The sequence below is a fragment of the Acidobacteriota bacterium genome (assembly GCA_009691245.1).
Classification (GTDB): Bacteria; Acidobacteriota; Terriglobia; order 2-12-FULL-54-10; family 2-12-FULL-54-10; genus SHUM01.
The window spans coordinates 1-25,182 of sequence record SHUM01000052.1; the positions used below are offsets into that span (position 1 = coordinate 1).

Annotated in this window: 28 protein-coding genes; 11 read left to right on the plus strand and 17 right to left on the minus strand. The window is 56.6% G+C overall.

The features are described 5' to 3' along the window. The coding region (locus EXQ56_11905; GenBank protein MSO21138.1) for a hypothetical protein at window positions 1–552 on the minus strand (552 nt) is incomplete at its 3' end. An 834-nt stretch (window positions 553–1,386) separates the two neighbouring features. On the opposite strand from EXQ56_11905, the gene tldD reads away from it, so the two are divergent. From tldD to rfbD, 4 genes are all read left to right on the plus strand, one after another. Next, the gene (gene tldD, locus EXQ56_11910; GenBank protein ID MSO21139.1) at window positions 1,387–2,838 is read left to right on the plus strand and encodes a metalloprotease TldD; all 1,452 of its coding nucleotides are present in this window, start codon (window positions 1,387–1,389) and stop codon (window positions 2,836–2,838) included. 11 nt (window positions 2,839–2,849) lie between these two features. After that, window positions 2,850–4,208: a TldD/PmbA family protein gene (locus EXQ56_11915; GenBank protein ID MSO21140.1), complete on the plus strand. Its 1,359-nt coding sequence runs from the start codon at window positions 2,850–2,852 to the stop codon at window positions 4,206–4,208. Window positions 4,209–4,516: 308 nt separating this feature from the next. Continuing rightward, a complete protein-coding gene (gene add, locus EXQ56_11920; GenBank protein MSO21141.1) occupies window positions 4,517–5,557 on the plus strand; it encodes an adenosine deaminase in 1,041 nt (346 codons plus the stop codon). 23 nt (window positions 5,558–5,580) lie between these two features. Then, window positions 5,581–6,528, plus strand: a complete 948-nt coding sequence (gene rfbD, locus EXQ56_11925) for a dTDP-4-dehydrorhamnose reductase (protein MSO21142.1) — start codon at window positions 5,581–5,583, stop codon at window positions 6,526–6,528. Here the strand turns inward: rfbD and EXQ56_11930 are convergent. Further along, window positions 6,525–7,124, minus strand: a complete 600-nt coding sequence (locus EXQ56_11930) for a hypothetical protein (protein ID MSO21143.1) — start codon at window positions 7,122–7,124, stop codon at window positions 6,525–6,527. The genes rfbD and EXQ56_11930 overlap by 4 nt on opposite strands. Before the next feature lie 364 nt (window positions 7,125–7,488). Between EXQ56_11930 and EXQ56_11935 the strand changes: the two genes are divergently transcribed. The 4 genes from EXQ56_11935 to EXQ56_11950 all read left to right on the plus strand — a co-directional run bounded on the left by EXQ56_11935 (window position 7,489) and on the right by EXQ56_11950 (window position 11,708). Beyond that, on the plus strand, window positions 7,489–8,019 hold the full coding sequence (locus EXQ56_11935; GenBank protein MSO21144.1) for a hypothetical protein: 531 nt from the start codon (window positions 7,489–7,491) through the stop codon (window positions 8,017–8,019). Window positions 8,020–8,449: 430 nt separating this feature from the next. Then, a complete protein-coding gene (locus tag EXQ56_11940) occupies window positions 8,450–10,903 on the plus strand; it encodes a response regulator (protein MSO21145.1) in 2,454 nt (817 codons plus the stop codon). Beyond that, complete coding sequence (locus tag EXQ56_11945) at window positions 10,890–11,024, plus strand: hypothetical protein (GenBank protein ID MSO21146.1); 135 nt, start codon at window positions 10,890–10,892, stop codon at window positions 11,022–11,024. Before EXQ56_11940 ends, EXQ56_11945 begins: the two co-directional genes overlap by 14 nt. Window positions 11,025–11,048: 24 nt before the next feature. Beyond that, the gene (locus tag EXQ56_11950) at window positions 11,049–11,708 is read left to right on the plus strand and encodes a hypothetical protein (protein MSO21147.1); all 660 of its coding nucleotides are present in this window, start codon (window positions 11,049–11,051) and stop codon (window positions 11,706–11,708) included. Window positions 11,709–11,806: 98 nt separating this feature from the next. Here EXQ56_11950 and EXQ56_11955 read toward each other — a convergent pair whose 3' ends face one another. The 11 genes from EXQ56_11955 to EXQ56_12005 all read right to left on the minus strand — a co-directional run bounded on the left by EXQ56_11955 (window position 11,807) and on the right by EXQ56_12005 (window position 20,325). Beyond that, on the minus strand, window positions 11,807–12,886 hold the full coding sequence (locus tag EXQ56_11955; GenBank protein ID MSO21148.1) for a hypothetical protein: 1,080 nt from the start codon (window positions 12,884–12,886) through the stop codon (window positions 11,807–11,809). 49 nt (window positions 12,887–12,935) lie between these two features. Then, a complete protein-coding gene (locus EXQ56_11960; protein MSO21149.1) occupies window positions 12,936–13,322 on the minus strand; it encodes a response regulator in 387 nt (128 codons plus the stop codon). A 39-nt stretch (window positions 13,323–13,361) separates the two neighbouring features. Next, entirely contained in the window at window positions 13,362–13,736 is a 375-nt protein-coding gene (locus EXQ56_11965; GenBank protein MSO21150.1) for a response regulator, read from the minus strand. Window positions 13,737–13,778: 42 nt separating this feature from the next. Next, window positions 13,779–14,912 carry a HAMP domain-containing histidine kinase gene (locus tag EXQ56_11970; GenBank protein ID MSO21151.1) on the minus strand — a complete coding sequence of 378 codons (1,134 nt, stop codon included), beginning with the start codon at window positions 14,910–14,912 and terminating at the stop codon, window positions 13,779–13,781. A 535-nt stretch (window positions 14,913–15,447) separates the two neighbouring features. Beyond that, window positions 15,448–16,278 carry a ribonuclease HII gene (locus EXQ56_11975; GenBank protein ID MSO21152.1) on the minus strand — a complete coding sequence of 277 codons (831 nt, stop codon included), beginning with the start codon at window positions 16,276–16,278 and terminating at the stop codon, window positions 15,448–15,450. 12 nt (window positions 16,279–16,290) lie between these two features. Next, entirely contained in the window at window positions 16,291–16,644 is a 354-nt protein-coding gene (locus EXQ56_11980) for a 50S ribosomal protein L19 (GenBank protein ID MSO21153.1), read from the minus strand. Then, window positions 16,641–17,516 (minus strand): tRNA (guanosine(37)-N1)-methyltransferase TrmD, encoded by an 876-nt coding sequence (gene trmD, locus EXQ56_11985; protein MSO21154.1) that lies wholly within the window; start codon window positions 17,514–17,516, stop codon window positions 16,641–16,643. Before trmD ends, EXQ56_11980 begins: the two co-directional genes overlap by 4 nt. A 42-nt stretch (window positions 17,517–17,558) precedes the next feature. Continuing rightward, a complete protein-coding gene (gene rimM / locus EXQ56_11990) occupies window positions 17,559–18,230 on the minus strand; it encodes a 16S rRNA processing protein RimM (GenBank protein MSO21155.1) in 672 nt (223 codons plus the stop codon). A gap of 12 nt (window positions 18,231–18,242) precedes the next feature. Then, entirely contained in the window at window positions 18,243–18,455 is a 213-nt protein-coding gene (locus EXQ56_11995; protein MSO21156.1) for a KH domain-containing protein, read from the minus strand. 187 nt (window positions 18,456–18,642) lie between these two features. Next, window positions 18,643–18,903: a 30S ribosomal protein S16 gene (locus EXQ56_12000; GenBank protein ID MSO21157.1), complete on the minus strand. Its 261-nt coding sequence runs from the start codon at window positions 18,901–18,903 to the stop codon at window positions 18,643–18,645. Between the two features lie 84 nt (window positions 18,904–18,987). Continuing rightward, on the minus strand, window positions 18,988–20,325 hold the full coding sequence (locus tag EXQ56_12005) for a signal recognition particle protein (protein MSO21158.1): 1,338 nt from the start codon (window positions 20,323–20,325) through the stop codon (window positions 18,988–18,990). A gap of 850 nt (window positions 20,326–21,175) precedes the next feature. Between EXQ56_12005 and EXQ56_12010 the strand changes: the two genes are divergently transcribed. From EXQ56_12010 to EXQ56_12020, 3 genes are all read left to right on the plus strand, one after another. After that, window positions 21,176–21,469 (plus strand): DUF3303 domain-containing protein, encoded by a 294-nt coding sequence (locus EXQ56_12010; GenBank protein MSO21159.1) that lies wholly within the window; start codon window positions 21,176–21,178, stop codon window positions 21,467–21,469. Window positions 21,470–21,637: 168 nt separating this feature from the next. Beyond that, on the plus strand, window positions 21,638–22,015 hold the full coding sequence (locus EXQ56_12015; GenBank protein ID MSO21160.1) for an addiction module toxin RelE: 378 nt from the start codon (window positions 21,638–21,640) through the stop codon (window positions 22,013–22,015). Between the two features lies 1 nt (window position 22,016). Further along, the gene (locus EXQ56_12020; GenBank protein ID MSO21161.1) at window positions 22,017–22,346 is read left to right on the plus strand and encodes an XRE family transcriptional regulator; all 330 of its coding nucleotides are present in this window, start codon (window positions 22,017–22,019) and stop codon (window positions 22,344–22,346) included. Window positions 22,347–22,568: 222 nt separating this feature from the next. Here the strand turns inward: EXQ56_12020 and EXQ56_12025 are convergent, their stop codons facing one another. The 4 genes from EXQ56_12025 to EXQ56_12040 form a co-directional block, all read right to left on the minus strand. Then, the gene (locus EXQ56_12025; protein ID MSO21162.1) at window positions 22,569–23,159 is read right to left on the minus strand and encodes a hypothetical protein; all 591 of its coding nucleotides are present in this window, start codon (window positions 23,157–23,159) and stop codon (window positions 22,569–22,571) included. Window positions 23,160–23,213: 54 nt separating this feature from the next. Continuing rightward, window positions 23,214–23,633, minus strand: a complete 420-nt coding sequence (locus tag EXQ56_12030; protein ID MSO21163.1) for a PIN domain-containing protein — start codon at window positions 23,631–23,633, stop codon at window positions 23,214–23,216. Then, window positions 23,627–23,872, minus strand: a complete 246-nt coding sequence (locus EXQ56_12035) for a type II toxin-antitoxin system Phd/YefM family antitoxin (protein MSO21164.1) — start codon at window positions 23,870–23,872, stop codon at window positions 23,627–23,629. The genes EXQ56_12030 and EXQ56_12035 overlap by 7 nt, the downstream gene beginning before the upstream one ends. 179 nt (window positions 23,873–24,051) lie before the next feature. Beyond that, on the minus strand, window positions 24,052–25,182 hold a 1,131-nt coding region (locus EXQ56_12040; GenBank protein ID MSO21165.1), incomplete at its 5' end, for a hypothetical protein.

Genomic DNA, 25,182 nt, shown 5'->3' on the forward strand with positions numbered 1-25,182 from the left:
CAGCACGCCCACCTGACGCTGCGGATCAGTAAACGTGATCGGGCGAGCGGAGGGATTCTGGCTGATGCCGGACATCGTTACCGACACGCTGCCCACGCCGAGGGCGGCGTTAGCGTTGACGCGAATGCGGGAGATGTTGATCTGATCACCAACTACAAACGTGGTATTGTTGGTGAAGAAACGCAGACGCACGGTGCTGGCTCCTATCAGCGATGCGCTTACCAAGCCGGCGGGGCAGACTCCGGCAAAACCAGGGCCGGCGCAGGTAACATTGTTGGCCAGCGAGATTTCAGCAGGTGCTGTTGCATCATCATTGGTGATCGCCACAGAGAACACGAGGTCAATAGTCGAACCCGCATCCGCGACGGCGGGGATAATACCGGCGTTGAGGGCGGTGAGCACCACTTCGCCAGCCGTTTCAGTTAAACCTTCTTGCCGCATCTGGCGAGGCAAGCTGGTGGAGGTGAAGGCCACGCCCTGAGCGTAGAGGGCCGCCGTGCTGGCGACCATCATCAGAGTCAAGGCCATAAACTTCATGGTCATTCTTTTCATTTGTGTTAATTCTCCTTCTCCATAAATGGATGTGAACGTAATTTCTGTTAAACCCTTAGAGCGACGTTGCGGCTGCTCTAGACTGCCCGCGCCCCACTCCCTCTCATGCTCAGAACAATTGCCTCAGAGCATTTCGCTCAAAACGCTCTGTTCAAAAACTTACTGTCCTAACAAGGCTGCTCAGAACAATTGCGCCCTGACATTTGAATCTCCGGCTCGTATTGCTAACCGTCGTTCCGGATGTCAGTTCGCCAAACCTGTTCCCAGGCATTCCGTTGGTCCGTGGCCGCAACTCCCCGCTCAGAGAATATATCGGCCTATACTTCATAGGACCACAGGGTAAACGAAAGCCTTTTATATCATCCCTGCCCGGGAGTGGCAAGTACTTTTCCCTGGAATGCGCGTTTGAGGTTGCGTTTCAAGTTACCCCATTCGTCGCGTACCAAGGATGCTCATTCCTTGCCATGTCAATGCGGAATACCGACACTTCAAGAATACTATCGACCGCTCTGACTTTCGAGTCAACTGCAAACTCGAATCCGGGTTGCTCAGGCCCGTTATCAAATCGGTTCAAAGTGCCGGCTTACGATCAGTTCAAAACAGATGGCGATTGTACCCTGCGCTCATTGGCCAATGCAAGCCCCTTTTGCAAATTTATTTTGCGGTGCCGGTAATCATTTTCCAACTCTCTGGCCAACTCCCTGGCTAGTCCCGACCGAGCCTAATGTTTTCAGGGTGCTCTTCAATATGGCTGGGGCATTGTCGGGGTGTTTTTTTGACGGTCATCCCTAGCTGTGCTAAGGTGGCTGAAGGAGCACATTCGCCAACAATTACATGCCTCAATACAGGAACCAAGCCAGACAATTCTTCTCCGAAAAATACGGCTTGTCAGATACCGATCTTGACCGCTATCTCTCCGCCGCGCTGGCCGATGGCGGAGATTACGCCGATCTCTACTTCGAGTACCGGTCCACATCTTCCATCAGCCTCGACGAGTCTCTCGTTAAGGGCGCCACCCAGGGCGTCTCGGTGGGCTGCGGCATCCGTGTCATCTCTGGCGAGCGCACGGGATATGCCTACACCGACGATCTATCGAGCGACAAGATCGTGAAGGCCGCACGCCTGGCAGCGCATATCTCCAGCGCGCCGGCGCGCGTCGTCTCCATGAACATCAATGAGCAAAGCCAACAGGCCTTGGCACGCAACCTCTATCCTGTTGTGCAAGCGCCTACGGACATGGACCTCGCCACCAAGTTGGATCTGGTCTGGCGCGCCGACCGCGCCGCCCGCGCCCATGACTCCCGCATCGCGCAGGTCAGGGCCGGATACGCCGACGAAGTGCGGACCATACTGAATGTTACTTCCGAAGGCGGCATAACTGGCGACTACCAGCCGCTGGCCCGCTTCAGCGTTTTCTGTCTGGCGCAGGATGGCTCGCAGGTCCAGCGCGGCTCAAGCGGGGGAGGTGGGCGCGTCGAGTTCGATTTCTTTCTCAACGAAAAAACTCCCGAGCACTTCGCCACGGAGGCCGCGCGCCAGGCCATTCTGCAACTGGATGCGGTGGACGCTCCGGCGGGTGAGATGGAAGTGGTGTTAGGCCCCGGATGGCCCGGCATCCTGTTGCATGAAGCGATCGGACATGGGCTGGAGTCGGACTTCAATCGCAAGAAGACTTCGGCGTTCAGCGGGATGATTGGCCAGCGCGTAGCCAGCGACATCTGCACGGTGGTGGACGACGGTACCCTGCCCAGCCGCCGCGGTTCGCTCAACGTGGACGACGAGGGCACTCCCACATCCACGACTGTCCTGATCGAAAAGGGAATTTTGCGCGGATACCTGCAAGACAGGCTCAGCGCCCAACTGACCGGCGCCACGCTTACCGGGAACGGTCGGCGAGAGAGTTATGCGCATATCCCCATGCCGCGCATGACTAATACATATATGTTGTCCGGTGAGTCGGATCCGGCTGATATTTTACGCTCAGTCAAGCGCGGCCTTTACGCCGTGCAGTTTGGCGGCGGACAGGTGGACATCACCAACGGCAAGTTTGTATTCACGGCGTCAGAGGCCTACCTGATTGAAGACGGCAAGGTAACGCGCCCGGTGCGCAACGCCACACTGATCGGCGATGGCCCCACGGTGCTGCGCCAGGTCTCCATGGTGGGCCACGACCTGCAACTCGATGAAGGCATCGGGACCTGTGGCAAGGATGGCCAGTCCGTGCCGGTGGGCGTCGGCATACCGACCATCAAAGTGGATCGACTGACGGTCGGGGGCACCGGCTAATCGGCTTACCCATGGAAAATCTGCAACAACTCGCGCAGGAAGTGGTGGCCGCCGCGGTGAAAGGCGGAGCCACGGCCGCCGACTGCGTGGTGCGCGAAGGCAATGAAGCCTCGGTAACGGTTCGTCGCGGAGAAGTCGAACAGATTAAGCAAGCAGGCTCGAAGGCTATGGGCGTCCGCGTGATGATCGGGCAGCGCTCAGCCAGTACCTACACCTCCGATTTTTCGGGCGCGGGTATTCGGCGATTGGTCTCCGGGGCGCTGGACGCCGCCCACATCACCTCCGAAGACCCTGGCGCGGGGCTGGCCGATCCGGCGTTGCTTGGAAAACATGATCTGGACTTGCAACTTTATTCCGAAGAGGTAACGCGCATCGAGGCTCCGGCGTTGATCAATGCCGCTCTCCGCTGTGAGCAAGCTGCCTTCTCGACCGATCCCAGAATACGCAATTCGGAGGGCGCCTCCTGCGACGCCTCCTACGGACGCAAGGTGCTGGCCACATCGCAAGGCTTCGTCGGGGAGTACGCCCGTTCATTTTGTTCGTTGTCGGTAGCGCCGATTGCGTCTTCTTCAGGCGACAGTGCGCAGGGAATGCAGCGCGATTACTGGTACTCCGTCGCGCGTAATTTTTCGGGCCTCGAAGCCGCCGAGGAAGTCGGACGCATTGCCGCCGAGCGCGCGCTGCGCAGACTGGGCGCTCGAAAAGTGGCCACCACCAAGGTTCCAGTGATCTTTGACCAGCGGACGGCGCGGGCAATGATATCGAGCATCGGCGACGCCATTAGCGGCGATGCCATCTACCGGCGCGCATCCTATCTTTCAGGCAAGCTCGGCGAGAAGATCGCTTCCGATCAAGTTACAATCATTGACGACGGGACCATTCCGGGCGGGTTCGGGTCCGCGCCGTTCGACGACGAAGGGGTCAAGACGCGGCGCAACGTCATCATCGAAGGCGGCGTGCTGAGGAACTATCTGCTGAACAGCTACACCGGGCGAAAGTTAAACATGCCCACCACCGCAAACGCCTCGCGAGGCATCGCGGGTAGTCCTTCCATCGGGTCGCACAATTTTTATTTGCAGGCTGGCAAGCAGAGTCCCGAGGAGATAATCGGTTCGGTACAGGATGGTTTTTATGTCACCGATTTCATGGGATTTGGTGTAAACGTCGTCACTGGCGATATTTCGCACGGAGCATCCGGGCTATGGATTGAGGGCGGCAAGCTGGCCTACCCTGTCGAAGAAGTAACGGTTGCCGGAAATCTGTTGGATATCTTTTGCAATATCGCGGCGGTTGGCTCCGACCTGGAGTTTCGCGGTTCGCTGGCATCGCCCACAATACTTGTTTCCGAGATGACCGTGGCGGGCCATTAAAAAGTTTTCGGTACGAGATTCATCATTACAAAATTTGAGGACACCTGAACATGGACACCAAGAAAGTAAAAGACCCGGCAGAACGAAAAAAGCTCAAGCGCGCCGCCCGCAAGGCGCAGCCGCCCAAGGCGAAGCGCACGGAAGCTCGTGGCGCGGCGAAGAAAAAAATCAAGAAAATGATGCGCGGCCAGAGCAAGCGCTAACTGGCAGAGCGGATACCTCGCGCAATCACGGCAGATCACCCAAGGTGCATCTGCCGTGCCCCGCTGGCGTGATTGTCTATTTCTCGTCCTGCTCCAGAGTTCGCCATGTCTTCTCCCAGTTCATCTCCATCGCCGGCCAGCCCGTCAGAAATCGTTCAGTTTATTGCCGCCCTCCCCAAGGCAGAGCTGCATGTTCATCTGGAAGGATCGGTTGATGCCGACACGCTCTGGGAGCTTGCCACGCAGCAGCGCTCCCCGCTTTTCGCGCAGGGAAGAGCGGCGGTGGACGCGCTCTATCAGACCAGGGAATATTCCGCATTTCTCGACGCGTTCAAAGCGGTCTGCCTGCATCTTCAGACGCCCGATGATTACGAGCTGATCACATACAGGGCACTGCAACGGATGGCCGCGCAGAATGTCCGCTATGCGGAGATCACTCTTTCGGTCGGAGTGATGGTGTGGAGGGAACAGGCCGTCGAGCCGCTATTCAGCGGTGTCGAGCGTGGCGCGCGCCGCGCGCGGCGTGATTTTGAGATTCGAGCTCAATGGATATTCGACGCGGTCCGGCATCTCCCACTCGAGCAGGGATGGGAAGTAGCACGCAGCGCGGCCCGCTTGACCGGCCGCGGGGTCGTGGGCATCGGGATCGGCGGCAATGAAGCCTCTGGCCCAGCGGAAAATTTCGGTGCGATATTTGGGTTTGCCCGTCAGCGCGGGTTGCGACGGGTGGCCCACGCCGGCGAAGCGGTGGGTCCGGAATCCATCTGGAGCGCATTGCGGATTCTTCATGCCGAGCGCATTGGGCACGGACTTTCCGCGGCGGCGGACCGCAGCTTGGTGGAGCATCTTGCGCAGCTTCGGGTTCCGGTGGAAATCTGCCTGACAAGCAATCTGCGAACTGGCGGAATTTCTGAAATCAGTCATCATCCGTTGCGAGATTATTTTGATGCGGGAATGCGCGTCTCGCTGCACACGGATGATCCGGCTTTGTTCGGAGTTGATCTTAACAGCGAATATCTGCTGGCTCACCAGGTGTTTGGTTTCTCGCGAGGGGAGCTGCGGCAGTTGGCGGTGAATTCTTTTGAGGCTTCGTTCTTGCCGCCCAATGAGCAGATGGAATTTCTAAAGGAATTGGCGGGGCATTAGTCCGCACGCACGAGAGACCACATATGCGCATATTGATCACCGGCGGAAACGGTATGTTGGGGCGTGACCTTCAGCAGGAACTGGCGGTTTTCCATGAACTGTTTCCCTTGGATCATGCGACTTGCGACATTACCGATGAGACCTCGCTAGCGAAAATATTCGCCGACATCAAACCTCAACTAGTCATCAATTGTGCGGCGTACACGGACGTGGACGGTTGTGAGCGCTCACCCGGGCAAGCCATGGCCGTGAACGCTCGTGGCGCTGGTAACGTGGCACGCGCCGCCGAACGGGTTGGCGCACGGGTATTTCACATCAGCACGGATTACGTATTCGACGGTTCGGATCGCTGCGCTGAAGTCGCTCCACCATCCGCGCCGAGTCTCGCGGAGCCGCCGGAATATGTTGAGCAGGATGCCACGCACCCATTGAGCTGCTATGGTCAGAGCAAGTTGGAGGGCGAGCGCCGCGTACTGGCCTCCCCGGTCGCACCATCCACGCACCTGGTGATCCGCACATCCTGGCTGTACGGACTGCACCGCGTCAACTTCGTCGATCGCGTCGTGGAGCAAGCGCAGCGCGGCGGTCCGGTGAAGGCGGTTGCGGATCAAATCTCCTGCCTAACCTGGACTCGGGAACTGGCGAGAGGCATTGGCCAGTTAATCGCCCGAAGAGACAAAACCCCGGCCGCAGGCATCCTGCATCTGGCCGGGTCCGGGCCGTGCACGCGATTGAAAAATGCAGCCCACATCATTGGCTGGCTGGCGTCCCAAACCAACGGTTCGTCAGCAACTATTGAATTGATCCCTACGACGTGGGCTGCGCTGAATCTTCCTGCCCAGCGCCCGGTTTACTCCGCGATGACCTCATCCCGGTTCGCGGAACTTGGCATCGCGCCGCTCCCGGACTGGAAAACGTCGCTGGATGAATATTTTGAACTGCGCAGTAAATCCGCGACAACCACTAATTAAAGAGGCTTGCGTGACAGGCCCGGAGATAGCTTGCCGAGCAACTGAAGCAATGGGCGCGCCGCAGAAGGCGGCGGACTCCCGCCGGTTAAAAGCAAATCCTTGGCAGCAATTTCCCGTCCGTATAACGCCTTATTGTCGTCGCCAGAGGGACTCAGCACGGCGCCATTCAGAGAGATTCCAGCGAACAGGCCCTTACTGCGGGAATAGGACAGCACCTTGGCGGTCATCTGCGCATCCGTGGCTGCCGTTACGTTGCGTCCAACGGGGCCAGCGGCAACTGCACCATCCACGCCGAGCGTGAACTTATCCTGCAACAACTTTCTGATTCCATCAATGTTCATGAAGAGCAGAACATAGTCGGTCGCCGAGGCTCCCAGCTGAAGGCCAACACTTCCCCCGGACATGGAAAACCCCGATGGCGGCCCCCAGTCTCCTTTGCCCTCGTTGCGGCGGCACAGGATGAATCCTGCTCCATGCTGCCCCCCGATACCGATCGCGAGCTTCTTCACACTCGGCAAAACCACGCTGCAGGCAGCTCGGGATAGCAGGTCCTGCGGAATACCCCTGTCCGGCGTGTCCATAACTTCCTTCAACACCTTGGCTGATTCCGCCAGGCGCTCCTCCTGCTTACTTTGCGCATGGGAAGTATGTGAGAAGAGAAATGCTCCGGCCAACAAGCCTGCACACACCAGCGGAAGCCGCTGCGCAGTGGCGCGAATACGCGACTGCTTGACTATGAATTAAAGTGCGAATTGCAGCATAGAACACCTCCAAATGTTGCCAATAAAACATACAGGCTGGGGAGAACTGTCTTGATTGTACAACACGATGGAGCAATCTTTTCAGACGAAGTCGCCACGAAATGGCGATGGCTGTCGATCCGGTAAGTCCCCAAGCACGAGACTGTGACGAAATATTGTAGGGATTTGCGCCCGGTTTTTTTCGTGCTAGACTTTGTTCATGAGCAAAGCAGGGAATCCTAAACGAAGCGTCAGCCAAAGGCGCAAATCGAAACGAATCATTCAAGGCTTCCTGGCCGTCATAGTAATCGCCGGGATTGCATCCGCGTGGTTCCTCGGCGGAAGTGGCGGCACGGTCGATTCGGCGGCTTCCCCGAAGAGCGGCACGGGCGCGATTGACCCAGAAACGCTTCCTGTCTCGCTCCGCAATCGCCTGGTGTTGCCGGCCAAGCCGTTGGATAAGCGCCCGTACACTTTGGAGCCGTCCAGCTTCAACGAGCCGGAAGTTCGCGCCTCCTATCAGGCTGCGCGCGACGTACCGGAAGTTCTGGAGCACATACCCTGCTACTGTGGCTGCTTCGCAAACTCGGGGCATCGGAATAATCTGGACTGCTTCAAGGATAACCACGGCGTAAGCTGCGCCCTTTGCCGGACGATCGCGGTTGAATCCAAAGCCATGTCGCAGGCGGGATTGCCCGTTGAGCAGATCAGCCTGGCCATCAATGAAAAGTATGCCCCTCGCGTTCGCTAAAATCTGATCTGCCAGTTCCCTGTTATCACCAAAGCATTCATAGTGAAGCAGCCTTTATACGAGCCTGCGCAGTGGCATCTCCGTACCTTTTTGTATTCATTCTGTATAACCTAATCCATGAATTGTTTCCTTGCCAGCGGTTGCCGATAATTCGACCTTGGTCTCCTTTCGAGTGTGCCTTGGTGGCCGCGTGCTCTGATCCCAAGGTGGCCGGGCGGTTTACCCTGAAGTGAACAAGTTAACAGGCGATTGCGGTTTTTCCGTATCTGGCCTTCTCAGAGCAGCCCGATAGCGGATAGAATGGCAAGATTGGATGTTAGTAAAAGGGTGGCATCCGCCCTCAAGGGAAACTGTATCCGGGATTTCCCATGTGCCTCCATGCTGAAAATGGAGATGGGGATCCGACACAACCCGGAAGTCAAGGTTGGGAATGGCAGAGAAAAAAGACCAACATCTGATCCAGGCTGGCGGACTAAGCGTTGATGAAATTAAAAACGCGATAGTCAAAAGCTCGTCAGAGAATAAATCTCTGATCGAGTCGGTGCTGGCCGATGATCGGGTTAGCGAAGAAGGTCTCGCCGACTCGCTAGCTGCCTATGCGCGATTCCCGCGCGTCAATCTGGCCACCGCTAACATCGATCCTGAAGCCGTCAAGCTTCTTCCGCAGGATATCGCTCGCAAGTATTTCTGTATCCCGATCCGGACAGAGGGCCGCCATATGTTGGTGGCCATGGCCAATCCGACCGACTACCGAGCCATGCAGGAGGTCGAGTTCAAGATCGGGCGCACCTTGAAGGTGCTGGTCTGCACGCGCACGGAAATTCTCGACGCAATTGCGAAATTTTACGAGCCGGAAAACAGCCTGAAGGCGTTCACGGATGGTCTGGATGACGCCACGGATCTGATGATCATCGCCGGCGACGGGAACACGGGCGCCGAGATTGACCTTTCCGACGGTAGAAGCCAGGCCGAGCTTCCCCCTGTCATCAAGGTCGTTAATCTGATTATTCAGGATGCGATCAACCAGCGCGCAACGGATATTCACGTTGAGCCCACTCTCAATGATGTCCAAGTCCGAGCCCGTATTGACGGTGTGCTGCGTCAATTGATGCAACTGCCGAAGTGGCTCGGGACGCCGATTAGTTCGCGTATGAAAGTTCTGGCGAAGCTGGATATCGCGGAGCGCCGTCTGCCCCAGGACGGACGCATAAAGGTCCAACGTGAAAGTAAATCCTATGATTTGCGCGTTTCCACGTTGCCAACATTGTTCGGCGAAAAGATCGTGCTCCGAATTCTTTCTTCCGGCACCGAACTTCCCACTCTGGAACAGGTAAATCTCGATCCCGCGGATTTGAAAATTCTGATGCGGTCGCTCAATCAACCGCAGGGACTGATCCTTGTTACGGGACCGACGGGAAGTGGTAAATCCACTACGCTGTACGCCAGCCTGGGTTATCGCAAGAGCGCTGAAGTGAATATCGTTACAGTGGAAGACCAGGTTGAATATCAGATGCAGGGGATCAATCAGGTCCAAGTCAACGTCAAGGCGGGATTGACGTTTGCCAGTTGTCTTCGATCCATACTGCGGCAAGACCCTGACGTAATTTTGATCGGCGAAATGCGTGATCTCGAAACGACTGAAATTTCCTTCCATGCAGCCATGACCGGCCACATGGTGCTCTCGACGTTGCACGCCAACAGCGCCATCGCCACCATCAACCGTTTACTCGATCTGGGCGTGGACCCGGTGCTGATCAGCTCCTCCATTACTCTGATTATCGCTCAGCGACTGCTGCGAAAACTTTGCCAGGAATGCAAGAAGCCATACGATCCTCCACCGGGAATGCTCGAACGACTCGGCGTTGTTCCTGATGGGACACAATACTTTCAGGCTGGCGGATGCCAGCGTTGCGGCGAAACGGGATTCTCCGGACGAATGGCCGTCCATGAGATGCTGACTGTCAACAACACCGTCCGCGAGCTGATCGTGCGCAAGGCATCTGAGTACGAGATCCAAGCCGCGATGCGGGCACAGGGAATGACTTTCCTGCTTGAGCGTGGCATGGACAAGGCCCGCGCGGGATTGACCGCCATCAGCGAACTCTTCCGAGTCCTGCAACTGGATGAACAGGAAGCATTCTCCGCCCAGAAGCAGGAGCGTTGCCCAAGCTGCAAAGCTACGGTTGAGGCTGAATATGCTCTTTGTCCCAACTGCCTCACTTCTCTGAAGACGCTCTGCGGCCGGTGCAATCAGCACCTGAAGCTGGATTGGAAGATGTGCCCGTACTGCAAGGCTCCCGTGACGGACGAGATGACCGATCCGGCGCGCCTTCTTCCTGCGGCCGATCTCAGCGGCGTTACCGACACGACTTCAGCAGAACCAGTTCACGTAACCACTTCCGGCATCCCGGCTTCTCCAATTACAGCAGTCCGCCGCCCGGCCGCTTCGTTGCGAACGGACGCCCCCTCGGCGAATGGCGACACCGCGCCTAGCAAGATGCCGCGTATCCTGATTGTTGATGATGACGCTGCTATCCGGTTGGTCGTAGCCAAATCGCTTGAACAGCTTCCATTTGATATCAACACCGAACTGGCTTCCAATGGAACGCAGGGTGTTGAGATGGCATCGAAAAACCATCCGGACCTGATCATTCTTGATGTCATGATGCCGGGCATGGATGGTTTTGCAGTGTGCGAAAAACTTCGGTCGCAAGTTGAGACCGCCTTCATTCCCATTATGATGCTGACCGCCAATCCAAGTGAGGAAGGCCGCATCCGCGGTTATATGGTGGGCACGGACGATTATGTCTCCAAGCCCTTCAATGTGGCCGAATTGAATGCGCGTGTCACCCGCCTCCTCCGTCGAGCCTATGGAATATCGTAAATCTGTAATTAAAGACTATTACATAACCCTTGGCGTTGGCCATGAGGCCACCACTTCGGAAATAAAGAAGGCATACAGGGCGTTGGCCCAGAGATTTCATCCGGACCATGTGCAGGGTTAGGAGACCATCACCGCGTCTGAAAAGATGATTCTGATCAATGAAGCTTTCGCAGTCCTTTCCGACGAACGGCGCCGGAAAGCCTTTGATCGCGAACTTCTATTGGAACGATCTCCCACGTCGATCCCCTTGGCGACACCCTCAGCTTCAAACGATTGGGAAATCCCCGTCGCTCCTATGTCCAGGCCGGGTGCCGGCAAGCCTCGGCAAAACTTAGACGTGGATAAGTCGGTTTCGCAGGACTTCTTTGAAAAGGTCAAGCTCCAGGTGATGCAAGCAGGCGAATCCGCGAAAATGAAGGATGAGAGCGAGCCCGGCTGGATGTGGTCGCTGCAAGGAAAAACCTGGGGTGGAAATTATTGGGTAGCCCTGCGAATTTTTCCGGTGCTCAATCCGAACATCACCCGTGAGCTACTCAAACAAATCGACGCGCTTATGTCCAAGCGCCGTTCGGGATGGAAAAACAATGCGTTTGTTTTTGTATTGGGATTTCAATCGCTGCAGGAAAGCGATATGGTCCTTAGACTCATACGGACGTACTGCTTGCGCGAGGAATACAGTGTTCCCCGCAATATGTTGAATATTTTAGTGATGGACGCCGCACAACGTCGTTCGATTGTCTGCGGCAAGCGCGCTGGCGATGAAGTTCTGCAAGCCCTCCTCAGTGCACTGGGCGCCTCCGCCTGAGAATTCTCCCAGCATACCCCGCCCGCAAAAAATCGCTTCGCGGGCCTCAACTACGAGGTTCCCGAAGCATTCCGCTCAATGACCTCTCGTGCATACGATCATTCGGATGGATTGGCGAGAGGCAAGTCGAAGTTGAAGCTGGCCCCGTGGCCAGGTTCGCTATCAACCCAGATGCTTCCCCGGTGCTGTTCGATGAGGGCACGGCAAATAGTCAGGCCAAGGCCTGTGCCATTCTTGGCTCCCTGCAGTTGCATGAATCGATCAAATACCCGCTCCAACTGATCCTTGGGAATTCCTGGCCCTTCATCCGTAACCGTAACGCGGATCGTCTGGCCAAAGTGGCCAACGCGAATTCGGACGACACTTTCCGGGGGAGAATATTTCAGAGCATTCGACAGAAGATTCGTGACAATCTGATCCAATCTGTCCCGGTCAGCCAGCACAGGAGGCAATGGATCGGGCTGATCAAGCTGGATGGAAACACGATGTGTCTCGGCCAGCGCACGCAAGCTGCGCATCGACCGCCGGACGATATCTCCCATATCGTGTTTATCCAGATGCAGTTCCATTTTCCCGGAATCAATTTTGGCGATGTCCAGCAGATCATTGATCAACCGTACCAACCGGTCCACGGCTGTTAGAGAAATTCCGAGTAGTTCCGTAGCCTCCGGAGGAAGTTCCCCGGCATAGCCACCCAGCAAGAGTTCGAGGGCTCCCTTGATGGAAGTCATGGGCGTGCGCATCTCATGCGAGGCCACGGAGATGAAATCATTCTTCATCTCATCAATCTCGCCTTCCTGCGTGGCATCGGCGAACGTAAAGAGATAGCCTCTAGCCTCAGGACCGTCCATTCCGGGCGCGGGATTGTGTGGTTGCACAATAATGCGGATAAACTTGCGCTTGGGAATTAACACCGGGAAGATCAATGTGAGCAGGTTCTTGGGAGGCGACGGCGTAATATTTCCAAGAGTCCGTAGCAGCTCTCCTGTCGCCTCGCGCTGGGAAAACTCCCGCGCCAACTCCATCAAATTCTTCCCGAGGAAATAATCTGCTGTCGTTCCAAGCCCCTCGACGAGGTAGCGATTAACGTAATGCACGCGCCAGTTAGCGTCCGTGACAAGAATGCCGCGGGCCAGGCTGTCGAGGATAAGTCCGGGATGTTGTAGTATGTCAGTCACGAAGTTGTGGCCATTGCCTCTTCCTATCAGCCGACGGCAAACGATTCGCTCAAGCGGTCTTGGCACTCTCTAATAGCTTCTTAATTTCATCCGCCAGACTCATCGGATTAAACGGCTTGACCAAGTAGCCGATGGCGCCCGGCTGGAGCCCTTTGCGGATCTCCGACTCCTGCGACTTCGCAGTCAAAAAGATGACTGGAATATCCCGCAGATTGGGGTCCAGTTTCAGCTTCTGACAAGTCTCATATCCATCCAGGCGCGGCATCATGCAATCCAGCAAAATCAAGTCCGGCTTTTCCGCAGCAGCCATGGCCAAGCCGTCGATGCCATCATTGGCAACAATAACAGTCCACCCACTCCGAAACTGCAGGCTGATCTGCGCCACCTTCCGGATATCCTGCTCATCCTCGACCAATAAGGCCTTGCGAATTTCCATTCTTATTCTTTCTTGCCGTGAAACTGCGCTGGACTCCACTTAGGCCGATTTGGGGGCCGCGAGAGAGAAAGCGGAGCGAATCGCGCGAAGGAAAGTGGCCATCTCCACCGGTTTGCGCAAAAATAGGGTCGCCCCAGCCTGCAGCACTTTCCCTGCTAACTCATCATTAACCGACAGACTAATTACCGGGACGGTTCTTGTCTTTGGATTTCCCTTGAGCATTCGCAGTACATCCACGCCTGTCATGTCGGGAAGAATCAGATCCAGGGTTATGACATCCGGATGGTGGAGCAGCACGGCATCAAGGACCTCACCGCCGGTACCCACTTCAATGGCGCGATGCCCTTCAAGATTCAACATGCGAACAATAATTCGCCGCGTGTCCGCATCGTCGTCCACAACCAGAACCAGCATGCTCTCCTGATTGTTCCTGACACTGGCTGGCGACTACTGCCATTAGACGGATTGCGCCATCGGAAGCAACATGGAAAATATACTCCCCCTGCCGGGGTCGCTGCGAACCCAGATTCTTCCACCATGGCTTTCCACGACGCCTCGACAGATGGCCAAACCCAAACCAGAACCCTGATGCTCTCGGGTCATCACGCTTTCGGCCTGTTCAAACTTATCGAAGATACGCGTCTGCGCCTCAAACGGAACACCCTTGCCTTCATCCTGGACCCATAAATGCAACATGCGGGGATTGTCGCTGGACGGCTCGGCGCCAATTCGCACCGTACCCATTGCAGGAGAGAACTTGACTGCATTTGCGATCAATTGTGCCAGCACTCGCTCCATGCTTTCTGGATCGACAAGTAGATTGGGCAGTCCTGGCATAATGCGGTTCTCAATTCGAACTTGACCCGGCTCGATTTGCGAAACGGCGATGGATCGCGAACGGGTAACCAGTTCCAAGACACCTACGGGGATCGGCTTCAATTGAAGTTTGCCGGTCTCCATGCGGAAAATTTCCAGGATGTCATTCACCAGCAAAATCAACCGGTCCGTGTTGCTGCTGGCGATGTCCAATAAGTCATGGATGGGACCGGGCACCGGACCGCCCGCGCCTCCCAGCACCAGACCCACGGCTCCCTTGATGGCCGTCAGCGGGGTTCGCAGTTCGTGCGAAACGGTCGAGATAAATTCACTCTTGCGGTGTTCCACTTCGCTGGCTGTCGTTCGCTCTCCGGTGGAGATAATGATGCCAACCAAGCTGGAGAGTTCACCAAAAACCGGCACGCAATACAACCGCAGGCTGCCCTTGTCGTCATGCAGCAGAAATACATTGTCACTGGCTTGGGACGGCTTGCGATAAATGGCCGCAGCGGTGGCTTTCAATTTTTCTGGAGCGACAACCACCTTGCGTAATTTCCCAACCGTGGACAACAGATCCAAAGAACGGATGTTCTCCGCGGTTCCCCCCAAATACTGCGTGAATCGTTGGTTGGCCTGCAACATTTTGCCGGAGGACTCAAACAGGCAGATGGGATAATCCATCGAATTGAGCGCGGTTTCAAAGCTGGTGGCCTGTTCCTGAAGATTGCGCGACAGCTTGCGCACTGCCTCGGTGCTCTGCTCCAAATCGCCCAACCACGTGGCTTCCTTCTCCCGTATCTGGCTGGAAATGTTGCTGACGGCCCGCGCCAGCGTGGTGATCTCATCGGAATCCGAGTCGGAATCCGAGTCTGTAATGTCGCGAGTTCCAGGCGAAATCTAGTCCGTTATTTTGGCCAGTTTTTCTACCGGGCCAAGGAGGTTTCGATCGATTGAAAGGCCGATGGCGAATAGCAATCCCACCACCCCCATGGCATAAACCGATAACCATAACAGTGTCGGGGGAATGTGATAACTAAAAAGGAAAGGAGAAAGGGCAATGGCCGCCAGGACCATTATTGAGGGCCATATGATGTGGCGACGAAGTTTGGATCGAAGAACCTTCATTGCCATTTAGTGCGAACAATTCATTGTAGGCTGTAAAGCCGCCAGTGACAAGAATTTGGGAACAACTTCAGAGTGTGGCATCGAAACTCTAATGGTACATGAAGTTTGCGCGCTTCTGTCGCATCCCCATCAGGAGCGAACCTGCCCCTTAAGCGGGTGCTGCCACAGCAAATGATCCAGACCATCAGAAAAGACTCTCGGAGGCCTTGGGCTTTGCCGCCGCAACTGCCGCGACGGGCGCATACGACCGGCGGTGTTGCCGCGTGGCGCCCAGATTGCGCAGCGCCGCGCAGTGTTCGGCGGTACCGTAGCCTTTGTTTTGTCCTAGATTGTAGCCAGGAAATATCCGCTCATATTCCTGCATCCTGCGGTCCCGCTCCACCTTGGCAAGTATGGATGCAGCGGCAATGGAGAGGCACAGCGCGTCGCCATGAATCAGGGATAATTGCGGAGTCATCAGGTCCAGCCGTAGCGCGTCCACAAAAACAAAATCAGGTTCGGGATGCAGGGTCAACACGGCTTGGCGCATCGCCACTCGTGAGGCCTGATAGACATTAATTCGATCAATCTCCCCCGCATCGACTTCGGCAACGGACCAGCTTAACGCGGTGGCCTTGATCTGCGCTTCGAGTTCCTCACGCCGGGCGGCGGTGAGTTGCTTACTGTCGTTGATTCCTTTAATGCGGAGGGAGGGATTCAGGATAACGGCGGCGGCCATGACTGGTCCAAACAAGGCTCCGCGCCCGGCTTCGTCCGCACCCGCTGGGCGCTCAAAACCCGCGATGGCGGCCTGCTTCTCGAACCAGCGCGTACATCCGTTTCGATGATTTTTCTGACGGAGTTTGTTGAGCCGAAATTTATTGAGTATGTATCGCGGCGGAGTGGGGAAGTGCTGACCCGGGCCGGATAAACTTTCGAGACGGCCCAGCTCGAATGACCCGGAGCGATCCGCATCGCTCGCAGACTCTTCCACAAACAACCGTAAGTTGCCTGAGGGCAGATTGCTCCGGGTCAAAGCGGTATCTCGCTAGTTCTTGTTCTGAATCTGCTCGCGAATGCGGGCAGCCTTACCGCGCAGTCCACGCAGGTAATAGAGCTTTGCGCGGCGGACGGTCCCGCGACGCACCAGATCCACTTTCTCTACCGTGGGAGAGTGGAACGGGAAGATACGCTCGACGCCCTGGCCAAAGCTGATCTTGCGTACGGTGAAGGTGCGCGACGGGCCGAGATTACGCTCGCCGATGACCACACCCTCAAACGCCTGGACGCGTTCTTTTTCGCCTTCCTTGATTTTCACGTGAACCCGAACGGTATCACCGGGACTGAAGGGTGCAATCTCTTTGCGCCGCTCCACTTTGGTTGCTCTCTCAAATGCGTTCATTGCTCGTCTGCTTTCCGCGCGGGGGAATTCATCCTCTCCGCGCCTTTCAATTCTTCCAGCCACCCTCGTTGCTCCGCGTCAAGCTTGGCGATGCGAAGCAGGTCCGGCCGGTTCTTCCAGGTTTTTTCAAGCGCCTTGCGGCGTCTCCAAATTTCAATCTGCCGGTGATTGCCCGAGAGCAGCGCTTCCGGTACCTTCATCTCGCGGGGCATCTCGCTGCCTTGATCTGAATGAAGATCCGTATAGACAGCGGGCCTCGTGTAATGAGGACAGTCTAAGATTCCGACCGCCTCTTCGCTCCCGGCCTCCGCCTCACTCCCCACACCATTCTCCACATTGACCGGCACCGAGAATGATTCGCGGACAGCCGACTGCGCGTTTCCCAAAACTCCCGGCAACAGTCGCGCGATCGTGTCTACCACCACCGCTGCGGCCAACTCTCCGCCGGAGAGCACGTAATCGCCGATCGAAAGTTCCTCGTCGGCAAGATACTCGGCCACTCGCTCATCCACGCCCTCGTAGCGACCGCAGAGAAAAATCAGCCTATCTTCCCTGGCCAGCCGCGCCGCTTGCGGCTGCCGGAACCGTTGCCCCTGCGCCGACAGCAGAATCACGCGACCGCGTCCACTTGCGCTCTGCCGCTTCGACTGCAACTCAGCCACCGCCCGAAACAGCGGCTCCGGCTTGAGCACCATGCCCTCTTCGCCGCCAAATGGCCGATCATCAACGGTCTTGTGCCGGTCCTCGGTAAACTGGCGCAAATCGTGGATGGCCAAATCCATCAGCCCCGTCTCCCGGGCCCGGCGTATCATGCCGTGCTCGAAGGGTCCGGAAAAAAACTCGGGAAAAATGGTGACGATATCAATCGTCATTTATACCACTGCCGTCATTCATACCACTGCATTTCCGCGATCCTAAATTTCCTTTGCCCGTGGAGCGTTTTCCTTCCGCTCCTTCTCGCCGAGGTTCACATCCAGCAATCCCTCCGGCAGTCTTACATGGATAACCCGTCCGGCCACATCCACCGACGTGCAGATTTCCGCCGCGAACGGTATCAGCGCTTCATAGCTACGATTCGGGTTGCGATTGTCCTCACCGCTCACCGCAACATGCAGAAGTGCAACACCGCCGGGTTCTTCCCAATTCGTAACGCGACCGATTACCTTGCCGCCTTCGACGCCGCCTTCGACGCCGCCTTCGACGCCGCCTTCGACGATGTCACACCCGATCAGATCCGGCATGTAGACCGAGCCAGCCGGAAGCTCGCGGCGCTCGGAACGCGCGATCAATACTTCGCATCCCACCAGCGTCTCGGCCTGCGAGATGCTGTCCACGCCCGCAAATTTCAGTATGACTCCGCCCTTGTGGAACCATGCGTCATCCACACGATATGGAACAGGCTCTCCGCCCGTTGCGCCTCTTCTCAAGACAAAGCTGGCTCCGGCCACAAAACGGTCCGGGAAATCCGTCAGGATTTCCGCCGCAATCTCTCCCCGTCGCCCCTGGGTGCTGCGGATACGCGCCACGCAAACAAGCGCGTCTTCGCGTGCCTCCTGCCGCGCCTCCTGCCGCGTTAGTTCTGCCATGATGATTCCGCGCTACTCCAGGATTTCCAGGGTGAAGCGGCGTCTCAGCTTCATGCCCGCCGCGCCCAGTATGGTGCGGATCGAGCGCGCCGTACGTCCCTGTTTGCCGATTACTTTTCCAAGATCGTCGGGTGCCACGCGCAATTCCAAGACGGTACTCTGCTCACCGTCAATGGCATGCACGGCGACTTCGTCAGGTTTATCCACCAGAGCCTTCGCAATCATTTCAACCAGTTCTTTCACAGGGGCCTCCTACAAGTCTCACGTGTATGAGAACGCAACACGCTAAAGCGAGATCTTGCCGCACCTTTGGGGGCTACTGCCTTTGATGGCTGCTGCCTCTGGGGACTACTGATTGAAACGCGCGTCGGAATCTGTTGCCCTGAGCCTCCTGCACCGGAGGCGCATTCGATTAAGCCGCCGAACTTGCAGCTTCCGCTGGCTTGTTGCGATCAATGAGGCTACGCACCGTTGCCGATGGCTGCGCACCTTTGCTGATCCAATGTTGAACGCGTTCCCATTCCAGCTTCAACTGCACAGGCTCGACGCGAGGATTGTAGTGACCTACAATCTCGACGAAACGTCCCGTGTTGGCACGCTCTTTCTCAATCACAATAACCCTGTAGTGTGGCTTTTTCTTGGCGCCCACCCTCGCCAATCTTATTGCTAACAAGAAACTTCCTCCTGAATTCTATCCATTCGACTATCGTTTACTCATTGCTTCGATTTGAATACGCACAATATGAAACTATGCCGACTACGCTGGTTGTCCAACCCGGCTCTTCTTGCCGAGCTTGGACATCATGCGACCAGCCATGCTCTTCATCATTTTGCAGGCTTGATCGTATTGTTTCAACAAAACATTTACTTCCTGCACCGAAGTCCCGCTCCCTTTAGCGATGCGTTTGCGCCTGCTACCATTTAGAATCTGTGGGTTGCGCCGTTCCTGCCCGGTCATGGAATTTATTATTGCTTCCACCCGATTCAGCTCTTTTTCGTCAATCGCTTCCTTGGGAATGTTTTTCATCCCGCTAAACCCGGGGATCATCTCCGCCAACTGATCGAGCGGTCCCATCTTGCGCGCTTGTCCGATCTGCTCTTTGAAATCCTCCAGGGTAAAGTTATTGGTCCTAAGTTTCTCCCCGAGCGACTCGGCCTGACGGCGATCCATCACCTCGCTAGCCTTCTCGAGCAGCGTGGCCACATCGCCCATGCCCAGGATGCGTGAGGCCATGCGGTCCGGGTGAAACTGATCGAGGTTGTCGAGCTTCTCGCCCGTGCCCACGAACTTGATCGGCTGCCCGGTTACTTCGCGGATCGAAAGCGCCGCGCCGCCGCGCGCATCGCCATCAAGCTTGGTCAGCACCACGCCGGTCAGTCCGAGCCTGCGATGAAACTCCTCGGCGCTGCGCACCGCGTCCTGCCCGGTCATGGCGTCGGCGACCAGCAAAATCTCCGACGGGTCGAGGCCCTTCTTCAACTCCTCCATCTCGCCCATCAACTCATCGTCAATGTGCAGACGGCCCGCGGTATCAACCAGCAGGATGTTCATGCCCTTGTTGCGGGCCTCCAAACGCGCAGCCAACGCGCGTTCCAGCGGTTTGTCAGAATCGCTGGCAAATACGGGCACGCCAACGGATTTTCCCGCCACGGCCAACTGCTCGCGCGCCGCGGGACGATAGACGTCCACCGAAACCAGCAGAGGGAAATGGCCGCCCTTCTGCAACCAGCGCGCCAGTTTCGCCGAAGTCGTGGTCTTGCCGGAGCCTTGTAATCCGGCCATCAGAATCACTGTGGGTGATTGTGATGCGAATTTCAGCTTGGCCGCGTTGCCGCCGAGAATCTCGCACAACTCCTCGTAGACAATCTTCAGCACCTGCTGGCTCGGCGAGAAACTCTCCAGAACTTCCTGCCCCATCACCTTGGCCTGTAGGCGATCAATGAAATCCTTGACCACCTTCAAGCTAACGTCGGCCTCGAGCAGCGCCACGCGAATCTCCCGCAGCGCCTCGCGGGCGTTTTCCTCGTTCAGGCTGGCCTGGCCGCGCAGTCCTTTGAAGACACGTTGGAACTTCTCTGTCAGACTCTCAAACACAAATACCTGCCTGCCATTTGCCTGCCGATTTTAAGGTTGGTTTCCTGCGCGGAGGGAACGCCTAGGGGCAAGTGCCCCAATTATAGATTCTAGCGGTCCGGGTACCCCACCGTCAAGGACGCGCGCCGGAAAATCCGCTGCCGAAATTTCCCCTCGCCGGCCGGTCTCACATGCCCCACAGACTCTCGGTCTTAGCGGTCCAATTCACTTTTGCGGAATCTTCGGAATGTGCCCAAAGAATTCGCGTTGCCCAAATCATCAACTTCTCAGGTTTTCTCGGTTGCCTCGGAGTTTGCGGTCAGGTTTTCGACAGCTTTTCGTTCCTCCGGACGACCACAAGTCCAGAGACTTTCGCGATTCCCGGTCCGAGTCTCTGCCGTAAAAAGCCCTCTCATCGCCTTCCAGCCGTCGAACCCATCCATTTTGTCACTCACAAGCCACGTCCCTTTTCGAATATTGCCTTTGTGGACACGTGACAATTTGTGGCCTTGCCCTACGCAATACGTCCCCGCCATATAACGTCTTCTCATCCAGGCTTCCCACCCATATTACTCCCGGCCCTACATGGCCGATCGCCGCGCTCCAAATTTTCCAAATTTTCCAGATCGTCAAAGTTCGCGGTTCCATCGGTCCCGCCAAGAAATCCTGACTGCAAAAATTAACGTGCGCCCGGAGTAGTTGTGCGGTATATTTTGCCCCTGACCAAAGCGATCCAATGGATCCTGTTGTTGCGAATGATGTGGTGCGAATTGGGTGTCGCGAATTACTTTCGGACGCCCGAAACTTCGGGCGCTTCAGCAGGGCCGGGGCAGAGACTCTACACAAATTTTACACAAGGATAAATACAGTTATGAAGTTCATGGTCACCTGGGAGATTTTTCCAGGCTGCTACGAAGCCGCCGCCGAGCGCTTTCTAGGTAGTGGCGGGCCGACGCCCAAGGGCGTGAAGTCCATCGCTCGCTGGCACGGACCCGGCTCGACTGTCGGCTGGCACATCGTCGAGTCGAACGACCCACGCGCGCTGGCCGAAGACTCCGCCGAGTGGGCCGACCTGCTGGACATGCAGGTAACGCCCGTGCTGGATGACGCCGACGCCGCCAAAGTGATGGGCAAACGCTTCGGCAAAAAGTCCCGCAAGAAATAGCCCGCTGCGTGAGCAGCCGTGCTTCAATAGGGCAGGCATTCCTGCCTGTCCCGCACGAAGTGCGCAAAACCGGGCAGGCAAGAATGCCTGCCCCACCTAAGAAGTTCACGCATTTCAAGCTGCCCTCAGCTCCTCTAACTCCCTCCAATTGACCATCCATATATTAATATGTATATTTATATAGTAGAGAGAGAACCAAAGCGAGTTCACTGGATGGGATCGTCCCGGCGCGACCTGCGAACTTTTCCACGGCAGGTTCGCAGTGATTTCGGAAAGGCTCTATACGCTGCGCAACAGGGCGAGACGGACCCAGCCGCCAAGCCACTGAAACGTTTCGGCGGCACACGTGTCATGGAGATCGTGGACCGCTACGATACCAACACGTATCGGGCCGTTTACACAGCGAAGTTTGCGGACGTGATTTACGTCCTGCACGCCTTCCAGAAAAAATCGATGAAGGGAATTGCCACGCCGCAACGTGATATCGAGCTAATTCGTCAGCGATTGGCCGAGGCGGAGCGGCTGAAGCGGGAAAGGCAGAACTGAGATGAAAAGCAAGAGACCCAATATAAAATTTGAAGCTGGCAGTGGAAATGTCTTCGCGGACTTGGGACTTCCCCACCCCGAGCAGGAACTGCTCAAAGCTCGCCTGACGTTGCAAATCTATCGTCTGATCAAGCAGCGCGGCCTCACGCAGACGGAGGCCGGGGAGATTCTCGGCATCCAGCAGCCGCATGTCTCGCTGCTGATGCGCAATCGCTCCGGCAGTTTTTCCGTGGGCCGGTTGATGGAGTTTCTAACGTCACTTGGCCAGGACGTGGAAATCTCCGTCCGCCCTACACGGAAGAGCCAAGGCCACTTGTCCGTCGTCGCCTGACGCGGCCACCCCTGCCTGTAGGGGCAGGCCGGAGGCCTGCCACATCGGGGAAGAGACCGGTAATTCGTTCTCTTCCTATTTGACCTTGCCTTGATCATCGATCCAATCACTTTCTACACTTGTCACAATCCAGTCGATGCTGTTAGGTAGGTTTGCGGCTAAACTAGCGAGTGATTGAAACTCCTTTTCATATACCTCCAGTTTGCCTTCATCGAAGAACCCTCATAAAATAAGCGGCCCGGGAGGATTAAGAAACATTGCGTGGGCGATAGTCATCTGCGTTGGATGGCTAAATTGGTCGCGGAACTTGGATGCCCGTTCTAGAGTCTCCACACCCTCCTTATTAAGATCGAGATTTTTTGAAAGCCGAACGAGATGAGAGATCGCCTTTTGCGTTGAATATTTTCCGTCCATGTACTTCTTTAGTACGCCGGTGTTGCGCCGCGAAGCAAGGATGGATACAGCTATGCCTTCTAGTACTTGTCGGTGTACATGCCCAGACTGGATGGGAAGCCCAATCATCATTAGCTTCATCGCAATTACGAGATTATTAATAGTTCCGTATACCAACGCGGTGATGTGAGCTCGTTCCATGGAGCCCTTAACCTGAGCATCCAGCCGCTGCCAATTTCTGCATGCTTCCGCGATATGACCCACGAATCGGTCGATCTGCCGATCGTGACCCTTGATGAATTTTATTCTTATTTCGGGATCAAATTCTCCCAATAAGACAGCGATAGTGTGTCTCTCGAATTTTGAAGTCAGGTGTGCCCTCCCCCAAGAGGCAACTTGATAGCGGGTATGTCCCGACATGCGACGCAAGATTCGCAACCTTTGACTAATTGCGCAATCCCTGGGTTTGTCAGGTTATTCTACATAAATCTTTAGGCCCGCGGAGCGGGTGGCTTTGCGCAGCGCTGTGTCCAGCGTCGCCAGCGGCGCTGCTTGCCGGACGGCTACTTCGAGATAGGCCGCGTCATATGCGGAAAGATTGTATTCCCGCGCCAGAGGAAGGACATGGCGCATGGTCTCGGCGACGGATTGTGAATGCTCGATGATCGTCAGGCCGCCCAGCAGTTCCACAAAACGCCGCACGTCCGACTGCTTTACTCGCTTACGCCGCTCGGCCACCATGACTGCGTTGGTGATTTCCAGTGACCAGAGGGCTGGAACTATTACCGTCCGGCCTTCCAGGGCCACCAACACTGCGTCTGCGTATTCGCTGGCTTCGTCGGGAAAACACCAGGCCAGCGCGACTGAGGCATCCACCACGATCCCGGTCAAAATCGCCGCCCTGCGCTCACCATCTCGCGGATGCTCATGCGATCGGGTTTAATCCGCTTCCGCAGAGCGCGCATGCCCTTCACAACTCCCTGGTGCGTTAATCTGGTCCCCTTCTCTTCGACAGGAACCAGCATGGCAGCCGGAACGCCGTGGCGCGTGATCGTGATTTTTTCGCCCTGCCTTACCCGGTCCAACAGGTCAGAGAGATGTGTCTTGGCCTCAAAGGCTCCCACCGAGTCCATACGGCCTCCAATTAAACTAGTTCGAACTAGTTTAATTATAACCACAAAAGCAGATTTCTCGCTATGCTCAGAATGACAACGAAAGGTGAGAGGAATGACAATGAGGGGTGGCAGGAAAAAACCACGGCCAGCAGATCGCTGACCGTGGCTACCAGAGCAGGAAAATCAAACCACTGTAATTACCGGCGGGCGACGCCTTGCGCGCTTTTGCGACGCAGGCGGAGGTCGGCCAGCGTCGAGACCACCATGCCGGGCGTTTTGAGATCGTATTCGCGGGCGAACTCGGGGCTCGAGAAGACGGGTTTGCCGTCCACCATGGTCAGCAGCGCTTTCAGTTCGCTGATGTCGTCTTCGGGGATGGTCATGTAGTCTTTGTCGAGGACGACGATATCGGCCAGCTTGCCCGGCTCGAGCGAGCCAAGCGTGTCGCCTTTCAGGGTGTAGAGGGCGCCGTTGCGCGTCGAGACGATGAGCGCTTCTTCGCGCGTCAGGCGCTCATGCGCGCCCCAGACTTTGCCGTTGCGGTCTTTGCGCGTGATGGAGGTTTCCAAGCCGTCGAAGCCGCCCATCTCGTTCGAGACGATGACGCCGTTCTTGATCATGGTCTTGGCGGGCGACGGGAAATTATTGGCGACCTTCTCGCCGTACATCTTGGCCGCGGCTTCTCCGCCCAAGCTGAATTCGCAACTGAACATGAGTCCTAATTTCGCGGCGCGCGGCATGTCGGCGGGATCGACCAGGCGGCAGTGATCGAGCGCCCAGTTCTTTGTGGAGTTGGGGCCATACTTGCCCTGCATCTCTTCCATGGTATTCAGGATCAGCTTCACGGAGCGGTCGCCGGCGGCGTGCGTATTGGCGAGACGCGCGCCGTCGCGGGCGCTGAGGTCGAGGAACTCGCGGAAGTAGTTGGCGCTGATCGGAGCGCCCTTGGGTCCTTTGTACTCAATGTCATTCAGGCACTGGCCGTTCGAGCCCCACCACTTGTCGAGATTCGATGTGGCATCGACGCGGGTGGTGGCCACGCACATGCGGTTGCCCGAGCCGTCGATGGCCGAGGGCGCGGCGGAGATGGCCCACACGCGCGGCGTGCCCTTGCCCATCAACCCGCCAGCCTCCTTCAGGCCTTCTTTGCCGAAGTCCCTGCGCCCGAAGTAGGTCTCGAAGCCGAACGCCAGGCGAAGTTGCAGGATGCCTTGCTGGTCCATGAACTTAAAAGTTTTCTCGGCGTAGACGGGCAGGCGCGTGGAGATGGTGGTGATGCCTTCGGCGATCAGTTCGTCATTGGCCATCTTGAAAATCGGCGCCATGAC

What these genes read in the sequence shown, in the direction of transcription:
- EXQ56_11995 (MSO21156.1), bottom strand. Translation starts at nt 18,455, where the DNA reads ATGATTGCGAAGGCTCTGGTGGATAAACCTGACGAAGTCGCCGTGCAT.
- EXQ56_12010 (MSO21159.1), top strand. Translation starts at nt 21,176, where the DNA reads ATGAAGTTCATGGTCACCTGGGAGATTTTTCCAGGCTGCTACGAAGCC.
- EXQ56_11965 (MSO21150.1), bottom strand. Translation starts at nt 13,736, where the DNA reads ATGCTGGTTCTGGTTGTGGACGACGATGCGGACACGCGGCGAATTATT.
- EXQ56_11980 (MSO21153.1), bottom strand. Translation starts at nt 16,644, where the DNA reads ATGAACGCATTTGAGAGAGCAACCAAAGTGGAGCGGCGCAAAGAGATT.
- EXQ56_12020 (MSO21161.1), top strand. Translation starts at nt 22,017, where the DNA reads ATGAAAAGCAAGAGACCCAATATAAAATTTGAAGCTGGCAGTGGAAAT.
- EXQ56_11950 (MSO21147.1), top strand. Translation starts at nt 11,049, where the DNA reads ATGATTCTGATCAATGAAGCTTTCGCAGTCCTTTCCGACGAACGGCGC.
- EXQ56_11945 (MSO21146.1), top strand. Translation starts at nt 10,890, where the DNA reads ATGGAATATCGTAAATCTGTAATTAAAGACTATTACATAACCCTTGGC.
- rfbD (MSO21142.1), top strand. Translation starts at nt 5,581, where the DNA reads ATGCGCATATTGATCACCGGCGGAAACGGTATGTTGGGGCGTGACCTT.
- trmD (MSO21154.1), bottom strand. Translation starts at nt 17,516, where the DNA reads ATGACGATTGATATCGTCACCATTTTTCCCGAGTTTTTTTCCGGACCC.
- add (MSO21141.1), top strand. Translation starts at nt 4,517, where the DNA reads ATGTCTTCTCCCAGTTCATCTCCATCGCCGGCCAGCCCGTCAGAAATC.
- EXQ56_11960 (MSO21149.1), bottom strand. Translation starts at nt 13,322, where the DNA reads ATGGAAATTCGCAAGGCCTTATTGGTCGAGGATGAGCAGGATATCCGG.
- tldD (MSO21139.1), top strand. Translation starts at nt 1,387, where the DNA reads ATGCCTCAATACAGGAACCAAGCCAGACAATTCTTCTCCGAAAAATAC.
- EXQ56_12015 (MSO21160.1), top strand. Translation starts at nt 21,638, where the DNA reads ATGTATATTTATATAGTAGAGAGAGAACCAAAGCGAGTTCACTGGATG.
- EXQ56_11940 (MSO21145.1), top strand. Translation starts at nt 8,450, where the DNA reads ATGGCAGAGAAAAAAGACCAACATCTGATCCAGGCTGGCGGACTAAGC.
- EXQ56_11935 (MSO21144.1), top strand. Translation starts at nt 7,489, where the DNA reads ATGAGCAAAGCAGGGAATCCTAAACGAAGCGTCAGCCAAAGGCGCAAA.
- EXQ56_11915 (MSO21140.1), top strand. Translation starts at nt 2,850, where the DNA reads ATGGAAAATCTGCAACAACTCGCGCAGGAAGTGGTGGCCGCCGCGGTG.
- EXQ56_12025 (MSO21162.1), bottom strand. Translation starts at nt 23,159, where the DNA reads ATGTCGGGACATACCCGCTATCAAGTTGCCTCTTGGGGGAGGGCACAC.
- rimM (MSO21155.1), bottom strand. Translation starts at nt 18,230, where the DNA reads ATGGCAGAACTAACGCGGCAGGAGGCGCGGCAGGAGGCACGCGAAGAC.
- EXQ56_12035 (MSO21164.1), bottom strand. Translation starts at nt 23,872, where the DNA reads ATGGACTCGGTGGGAGCCTTTGAGGCCAAGACACATCTCTCTGACCTG.